The 7,549-nt window shown below is 62.4% G+C and carries 7 protein-coding genes; 6 read left to right on the top strand and 1 reads right to left on the bottom strand.

Annotated features, from left to right (window positions below):
• Positions 1-368 precede the first annotated feature (368 nt).
• Positions 369-815 carry a GFA family protein gene (locus tag GM910_RS07455; RefSeq protein WP_159586883.1) on the top strand — a complete coding sequence of 149 codons (447 nt, stop codon included), beginning with the start codon at positions 369-371 and terminating at the stop codon, positions 813-815.
• 65 nt (positions 816-880) lie between these two features.
• Here GM910_RS07455 and GM910_RS07450 read toward each other — a convergent pair whose 3' ends face one another.
• Positions 881-1,840 carry a LysR family transcriptional regulator gene (locus tag GM910_RS07450; protein WP_159586882.1) on the bottom strand — a complete coding sequence of 320 codons (960 nt, stop codon included), beginning with the start codon at positions 1,838-1,840 and terminating at the stop codon, positions 881-883.
• A gap of 130 nt (positions 1,841-1,970) precedes the next feature.
• Here GM910_RS07450 and GM910_RS07445 point away from each other — a divergent pair, with 130 nt between their 5' ends.
• Genes GM910_RS07445 through fba form a run of 5 tightly spaced genes read left to right on the top strand, consistent with a single transcriptional unit; the run spans position 1,971 to position 7,526 of the window.
• On the top strand, positions 1,971-3,020 hold the full coding sequence (locus tag GM910_RS07445; RefSeq protein WP_159586881.1) for a class 1 fructose-bisphosphatase: 1,050 nt from the start codon (positions 1,971-1,973) through the stop codon (positions 3,018-3,020).
• Between the two features lie 14 nt (positions 3,021-3,034).
• Positions 3,035-3,907, top strand: a complete 873-nt coding sequence (locus GM910_RS07440; protein WP_159586880.1) for a phosphoribulokinase — start codon at positions 3,035-3,037, stop codon at positions 3,905-3,907.
• A 10-nt stretch (positions 3,908-3,917) separates the two neighbouring features.
• Positions 3,918-5,942: a transketolase gene (gene tkt, locus GM910_RS07435; RefSeq protein WP_159586879.1), complete on the top strand. Its 2,025-nt coding sequence runs from the start codon at positions 3,918-3,920 to the stop codon at positions 5,940-5,942.
• The gene (gene pgk, locus GM910_RS07430; RefSeq protein ID WP_159586878.1) at positions 5,939-6,445 is read left to right on the top strand and encodes a phosphoglycerate kinase; all 507 of its coding nucleotides are present in this window, start codon (positions 5,939-5,941) and stop codon (positions 6,443-6,445) included. The genes tkt and pgk overlap by 4 nt, the downstream gene beginning before the upstream one ends.
• Position 6,446: 1 nt before the next feature.
• Entirely contained in the window at positions 6,447-7,526 is a 1,080-nt protein-coding gene (fba, locus tag GM910_RS07425; RefSeq protein ID WP_159586877.1) for a class II fructose-bisphosphate aldolase, read from the top strand.
• Positions 7,527-7,549 lie beyond the last annotated feature (23 nt).

Below are 7,549 nucleotides of genomic sequence, written 5' to 3'. Positions count from 1 at the left end.
CGGTGCCGAAGACGCGCCCCGCTTCCCACTCACCTCATGGTGAGCGTGTCGAACCAAATGGCCAGACGGTGAAAACCGGGCGTGGCAACGATGAAACGCGCCCCAGAGACCGGAGGGACGCCTGCGTGCCTAACGAGGCACCTAAGTACTATTGCTGAAGAATATCATGGAGAATAGCATCGGTCAGAACTAATAAGAGAATCAAAGGTTTGAATTCACGGCATCGCCGTGAAGAGGGTCGTGTATTGGCGCAGCTCAACTTGCTCGGGTTTCAATTTGCTGCCGGGCGGAAAAGGAATTGCCGATACGAGGAGAGGCCGCCCTTTGGGTCTAGAAATCGTTCTCACTGTCGAGTGTAGGGAGGAAACATGGCTATTCTCGCGAAAGGTGGTTGCCGGTGCGATGTCAATCCGGTGCGTTATGAATACAGTGCCACGCCCGCCGAAGTTCACTACTGTCTTTGCACCGACTGCACCGATACTTGCGGAGGTGCGCTCGCCTTGATCGCGGTGGTAGAACGCAGCGCGTTCAAGATAACGGCAGGCGAGGACAAGATCCGCAATTTCGATACGAAACCGACCTGCCATCGTCGTTTCTGCAAGGATTGCGGCTGTCACATGTTCCTTTATGTGGACGCCTTCCCGGACCATCTCCTGATCCACATCCCGACGCTGGATCGCGATGCGGAGGTTGGAGCGCAGCCGGACCGCTGGGTCTTCGTCAACTCCAAGCATCCCATGCTGACGATCCCCGAGGACGGGCTGCCGCGGCATCCCGGCTGGGCGAACAGTGGAGACCCTGTTCAGGCAGCATGACGTCTGACCCGGGAAGCGGCGGTGCTGCTTCCCCTTCAGGGCGCGTACGACACGGGCCGCAAGGCCTAGCGGGCTGTGCCGTCTTCCCTATAGGCGGCATCGGGATAAAGCGTGCTCAAGAGGGGCAGGTACATCGTACCCTTATCGAGAAGAAAATCCTCGAAGGCGGTCATGGCGGGAGACTTGGTCCGGTCCGAGCGGCTGATCGAGAACCATTGCCGCCTGATCGGCATGCCGACGACGTCCAGGATGACAAGCCGCCCGGTCTCCAGCTCGGAAGCGACCGTGTGCGCGGAAATGAAAGCGATGCCGAGACCCGCCATCACGGCCTGCTTGATGGTTTCGTTCGAGCCCATCTCGGTGCCGAGATTGTCGAGACGGCCCGGTATCTCGCCTAAGAAGATCTCCAACGAAACGCGCGTCCCCGACCCGCGTTCGCGGATGAGGAAATGCTCCTGTGCGATGCGTTTCTTGGAGATGTCGCGGACACGCGCCAGCGGATGGTCCGGCCGGGCGACGATGACGAGAGGGTGGTCGCCGAAGACCATGGCGCGGACCGGCACATCCTTCGGCGGGCGGCCCATAAGCGCGATATCGACCGCATGGTTCTTCAGGTTGGCAATGGTCTCCTGCCGGTTGCCCGTCGCCAACGTCATGTCGATATCGGGAAACTCCCTCATGAAGCCGGCCATCAACTGCGGCGCGAAGTACTTCGCCGTCGATACGACGCCAAGCCTGAGCGTGCCCTTTCGGATGCCCTTTATCGCGTCGACCTCGTCCTGGAGAAGGCACAGCCGTTCGCCGATCGCCTGGGCAGCTTCGATGAAGGCCAGGCCTGCGTCAGTCGGACGCATGCCGTCGGCCGTCCGGTCGAAGAGCATGGTTCCGGCCTCTTCCTCCACCTGCTTGAGCTGCAGTGTCACAGCCGGCGCAGTCAGGCCTAATTCCTTGGCAGCACTGGATATTTTCCCCGACGAGTAGATCGCCTGAAGCGCGCGGAGCTGTCTTAAAGTGACGTTGAGCATGACCGGGACATTAAAATTTCTTACTGATCATGTAAAGACAATAAAATTTACTAATGTACCCAAGCGGTCACTATACCCCCGCCGCCTGGGCTTCCAGGAGGGAAGGCCGGCTTGCCGGCGGGAGGAAACGATGACTGCTCCGACGCTCGACGCATTTCTGGTTTCCCATAAAAGTGAAGGAGACCGTCTGCATGCAGCGGTTTGCGAAACCGTCCGGCAACTGGCGCTTGCGGCGAGAAAGATCCACTCCACGATCAATCACGGAACCCTTGGTGTTTCCTTCGCGGGATTGAACGGCCGCAGTAACGCCGACGGCGACTATCAGCGCAATCTCGACGTTCATGCGAACGAGGTCTTCCTGGAGGCCGCGCGCCATGCGCCGGTGGCCCTTTACGGATCGGAAGAGAGTCATAGCCCAATCCTCCTTGACGGTGAAGCCGCGCTCGCCCTGGCCATCGATCCGCTGGACGGCTCGTCCAACATCGACACCAATGTTTCGATCGGCACCATTTTCTCGATTCTTCCCGTGATTGGCGACGCCGCCCGAACACCAGAGGCCACGTTCCTTCAACCGGGCAGCACGCAGATCGCGGCGGGCTTCTTCATTTACGGACCGCAACTCGCCTTCGTCTTCACTCGTGGCAGCGGCACCCACATCTTCGTGTACTCGACACGGCTCGGAACCTTCGTTCAGGCCCACGAAAGCCGGAGCATCCCCCGAAAGACACAGGAGTTCGCCATCAATGCCTCGAACTACCGGCATTGGGACGAAGCGGTTCGCCTCTACATCGACGATTGCCTGAAAGGATCGGAAGGGCCGCGCGGCAAGGAATTCAACATGCGCTGGATCGCGTCTCTGGTGGCCGAAAGCTATCGCATCCTGATCCGCGGCGGCGTGTTCCTCTACCCTGGCGATGCGCGCAAGGGCTATGCCCGCGGCCGGTTGCGCCTGGTCTACGAGGCCAACCCCATCGCCATGCTGGTCGAGCAGGCAGGGGGCGCTGCAACCGATACCGTCGGCCGCATCCTCGATCTCACCCCCACCGACCTGCATCAACGCGTGCCGCTGGTCTTCGGCGCGGCAAAGGAGGTGGAGCAAATCGGTCGCTATCACACCGAGCCGAGCATGATCGGCGAGCGTGCGCCCCTCTTCGGTCATCGCAGCCTGTTTCGCGTTTAGGATGGAGACATTTCATGTCCGCCAGACACCCGATCATTTCCATCACCGGCTCTTCAGGTGCGGGCACGACGTCCGTCAAACGCATCTTCGAGCAGATCTTCCGCCGGGAAAAGGTCCAGGCGGCCTTCATCGAGGGCGATGCCTTTCACCGCTACGACCGCGCCACGATGAAGATCAAGGTCGCCGAGGAGAAGGACAAGGGAAATCCGAACTTCACGCATTTTCACGCCGAGGCAAACGAGCTCGAAATCCTGGAATCCGTCTTCGAGGAATATGGCCGCAAGGGCACTGGGCGGACGCGGCACTATGTACATGACGAGGAGGAAGCTGAACAATACGGCACCCCTCCCGGCACCTTCACCGAATGGGAGCATTTTCCCGAAAGCGACCTCCTCTTTTACGAGGGGCTGCACGGGTGCGCCGTCACCGAAGAGGTGAACCTTGCGCAACACGCGGACCTGAAAATCGGTGTGGTCCCCGTCATCAACCTCGAATGGATCCAGAAGATCCATCGTGACCGTTCCACGCGGGGCTATACGACCGAAGCCATTATGGATGTCATCCTGCGCAGGATGCCGGATTACGTTCGCTACATCGTCCCGCAATTCTCGCAGACCAACATCAATTTCCAGCGCGTGCCGATCGTCGACACGTCGAACCCGTTCATCGCCCGGTGGATACCGACGCCGGATGAGTCGATGCTCGTCATCCGCTTCGCCAACCCGCGCGGCATCGATTTCCCCTATCTCTTATCGATGATCCACGACTCCTTCATGTCGCGGGCGAATTCCATTGTCGTGCCGGGCAACAAGCTCGATCTCGCCATGCAACTCATTCTCACGCCGCTGATCCTTCAGCTGATCGAGCGCAAGCGCCGCATGTCATGAGGAGGCTGCCATGAATATTCAAGAACCGGTAAGGGCCGTGACGCGTGAGGATGTCGCGTCCGAACGGCAAATGGCCAATGCCATCCGTGCGCTTGCCATGGACGCCGTCCAGAAGGCCAAGTCGGGCCACCCGGGCATGCCGATGGGCATGGCCGACGCGGCGACCGTTCTGTTCAACCGCTTCATCAAGCTTGATCCGTCGATGCCGAACTGGCCGGACCGCGACCGTTTCGTGCTGTCGGCCGGCCACGGCTCGATGTTGCAATACGCGCTGCACCATCTTCTCGGCTATTCCGACATGCCCATGGACGAGCTGAAGCGGTTCCGGCAGTTGGGCAGCCGGACGGCGGGGCACCCCGAGTACGGCCATGCGTCCGGCATCGAAACGACGACCGGCCCCTTGGGGCAGGGCATAGCGACGGCGGTGGGCATGGCGCTGGCCGAACGCTTGATGGCCGCCCGCTTCGGCGCCGGACTGGTCGATCATTTCACCTATGTCATCGCCGGCGACGGCTGCCTGCAGGAAGGCATCAGCCATGAGGCGATAGACCTTGCCGGCCATCTGAAGCTGTCGCGCCTGATCGTGCTGTGGGACGACAACGCGATCTCGATCGACGGGCCGACCTCGCTGTCGACCTCGATGGACCAGATCGAACGTTTCGAGGCGGCAGGCTGGGAGACATGCAGTATCGACGGCCACGATCTCGAAATGGTCGCCGCCGCCATCCTGCGGGCTCAGCAGTCGAGCAGGCCGTCCCTCATCGCCTGCAGGACCAGGATCGGCAAGGGTGCGCCCAATCTCGAAGGCTCGGCAAAAACGCACGGCGCTCCGCTCGGCGAGGACGAGATCGCCGCGACGCGTACCAATATCGGCTGGGTCTTTCCGCCTTTCTCCGTCCCCGAGACGGTGAGGACCTCCTGGGAGGATGTGGCGGCGCGGGGTGCGCGCGCTCGGCGCGCGTGGCAGGCGCGGCTTGAGGCTTCTTCCTGCCGCGCCGCCTTTGAAAAGGCGATGGCCGGCGCGCTGCCGGAAACGGTCTTCGAGGCACTGGCGGATTTCCGGAAAACGCATGTCGAGCAGGCGACGAAAGTCGCCACCCGCAAGGCATCCGAGATGGTGCTCGAAGTCGTCAACGCGGCGACGGACATGACCGTCGGCGGCTCCGCCGATCTTACCCACTCCAACCTGACGATCACCAAGACGTTGAGACCGGTGTCGGCGGGTGACTATGGCGGCCGCTACATCCATTACGGCATACGCGAGCACGCGATGGCGGCGGCGATGAACGGCATCGCGCTGCATGGCGGGGCCGTTCCCTACGGCGGCACGTTCCTGGTCTTCTCCGACTACGCGCGCGGCGCCATGCGGCTTTCCGCGCTCATGGGACAGCGTGTCATCTATGTGATGACGCACGATTCCATCGGCCTTGGCGAGGACGGGCCGACGCATCAGCCGGTCGAGCATCTCGCCATGCTGCGGGCGACACCCAACATCAACGTCTTCCGCCCGGCCGATATCATCGAGACGGCGGAATGCTGGGAGCTCGCGTTGAAGGCGGGCGGGCGGCCGAGCGTGCTTGCGCTTTCGCGCCAGGCATTGCCGATGGTGCGCGAGGCGCACGGCGCGGAGAACCGCTCGGCGCGCGGTGCATATGTGCTGCGCGAGACGAGCGGACCGCGCGACGTCACGTTGATCGCCACCGGTTCGGAGGTGGAGATCGCCAGGGACGCCGCCGACATGCTCCTCGAACGCCACGATGTTCGTGCGGCAATCGTCTCCATGCCGTGCTGGGAGCTTTTTGAGGAACAAGACGGCGCTTACAGGAACGCTGTTCTGGGGTCGGGCCCACGCATCGCCGTCGAGGCGGCGGCGCGCATGGGCTGGGATCGCTGGATCGGCGAGAACGGCCGCTTCGTCGGCATGAACGGCTTCGGGGCCAGCGCACCCGCCGCCGATCTCTACCGACATTTCGGCATCACGCCGGATGCCGTCGCCGACGCCGCGCTTGCGCTGCTTGGAAAGGGGGCGAGATGAAGCATGCTCTGCCCGCTCCCGCCGAGATCGCAGGCCGAACGGTCCTTGTTCGCGCTGCCCTCGATCGCTCGACCGAGGATGGACTGTCCGGACTGCTCAGCGGTCTGGCGGACTGCAATGCCCGTGTCGTGGTGATGTCCGCCATCGGCGCGCCGGGCGGCGAATTCAATCCGACGCTGAGTCTCGAACGTTTCGTCTCGCCGCTTGCACGGGCAACGGGCAAGGCCGTTCACTTCGTCCCCGATTGTGTTGGAGCGATCGCCGAGATCGGCGTCGGCCTGGCACCCTTCGGCGATCTGGTGCTGCTTGAAAACCTGGCGTTCCACAAGGGTGAAACGAGCGGCGACCGGACCTTCGCCATGCGCCTGTCCGTGCTCGGCGACATCTATGTCGACGCGACCGGAGGCACTCTCGAGGATGCATCTGCTTTGGTCTCCGTGCTGCCGTCCCTCATGCCCGGCCTCGGCGTTCCCGTTTCCCGTCAGCCAGAAAAGGAGGTCTGATATGGCCCGCATCACCTTGCGACAGTTGCTCGACCACGCCGCCGAACACGGCTACGGCGTGCCGGCCTTCAACATCAACAACATGGAACAGGGCCTTGCGATCATGGAGGCGGCGAAGGCGTGCGAGGCTCCCGTCATCCTGCAGGCTTCGCGGGGCGCGCGTTCTTATGCCAACGACATCATGCTGGCAAAGATGATCGATGCTCTGGCCGAGATGTATCCAGGCCTTCCCGTCTGCCTGCACCTGGACCATGGCAACAACGAAGCCACCTGCGTGACGGCGATCCGCCACGGCTTCACTTCGGTGATGATGGACGGCTCTCTGGAAGCCGACGCCAAGACGCCCGCAAGCTACGAATACAATGTCGACATCACCGAGCGTGTAACGCGGATCGCCCATTGGGCCGGCGTTTCGGTGGAAGGCGAGCTCGGCGTTCTCGGTTCGCTCGAAAGCGGCGAAGCGGAAGCCGAGGACGGCCATGGCGCAACCGGCAAGCTTTCCCAGGATCAGCTGCTCACCGACCCCGATCAGGCAGTCGATTTCGTCACGAGGACCGGGGTCGATGCTCTGGCGATCGCCTGTGGCACGTCGCACGGCGCCTATAAGTTCACGCGCCAGCCGGACGGCGACATCCTGGCGATGCGCGTGATCGAGGAAATCCACGCCAAGCTGCCGAACACGCATCTCGTCATGCACGGATCGTCATCGGTCCCGCAGAACCTGCAGGACGTCATCAACGCGTTCGGCGGAGCGATGCCGCAGACCTGGGGTGTACCCGTCGAGGAGATCGAACGTGGCATCCGCCATGGCGTGCGCAAGGTCAATATCGACACGGACTGCCGCATGGCGATGACCGGACAGTTCCGGCGCATCGCCGCGGAGAACCCCGAGGAATTCGATCCGCGCAAATTCCTCAAACCGGCCATGGAAGCGCTCACAGCCCTTTGCCGCGACCGTTTCGAGCGCTTCGGGACGGCGGGTCACGCCGCGAAGATCAAGGCCGTCGCTCTTGACGACATGGCCAGGCGGTACGCGTCCGGCGCGCTCGATCCTCAGCCTCGGACAGCCAGGGCCGCGTGAAAGCGGCTCCAACAATAGGACGA

Source organism: Chelativorans xinjiangensis, assembly GCF_009812055.1.
Classification (GTDB): Bacteria; Pseudomonadota; Alphaproteobacteria; order Rhizobiales; family Rhizobiaceae; genus Chelativorans; species Chelativorans xinjiangense.
Note: the sequence above shows the minus strand (reverse complement) of the source record. Positions and strands in the feature narration are given on the sequence as shown.

What these genes read in the sequence shown, in the direction of transcription:
- GM910_RS07455 (WP_159586883.1), top strand. Translation starts at nt 369, where the DNA reads ATGGCTATTCTCGCGAAAGGTGGTTGCCGGTGCGATGTCAATCCGGTG.
- GM910_RS07450 (WP_159586882.1), bottom strand. Translation starts at nt 1,840, where the DNA reads ATGCTCAACGTCACTTTAAGACAGCTCCGCGCGCTTCAGGCGATCTAC.
- GM910_RS07445 (WP_159586881.1), top strand. Translation starts at nt 1,971, where the DNA reads ATGACTGCTCCGACGCTCGACGCATTTCTGGTTTCCCATAAAAGTGAA.
- GM910_RS07440 (WP_159586880.1), top strand. Translation starts at nt 3,035, where the DNA reads ATGTCCGCCAGACACCCGATCATTTCCATCACCGGCTCTTCAGGTGCG.
- tkt (WP_159586879.1), top strand. Translation starts at nt 3,918, where the DNA reads ATGAATATTCAAGAACCGGTAAGGGCCGTGACGCGTGAGGATGTCGCG.
- pgk (WP_159586878.1), top strand. Translation starts at nt 5,939, where the DNA reads ATGAAGCATGCTCTGCCCGCTCCCGCCGAGATCGCAGGCCGAACGGTC.
- fba (WP_159586877.1), top strand. Translation starts at nt 6,447, where the DNA reads ATGGCCCGCATCACCTTGCGACAGTTGCTCGACCACGCCGCCGAACAC.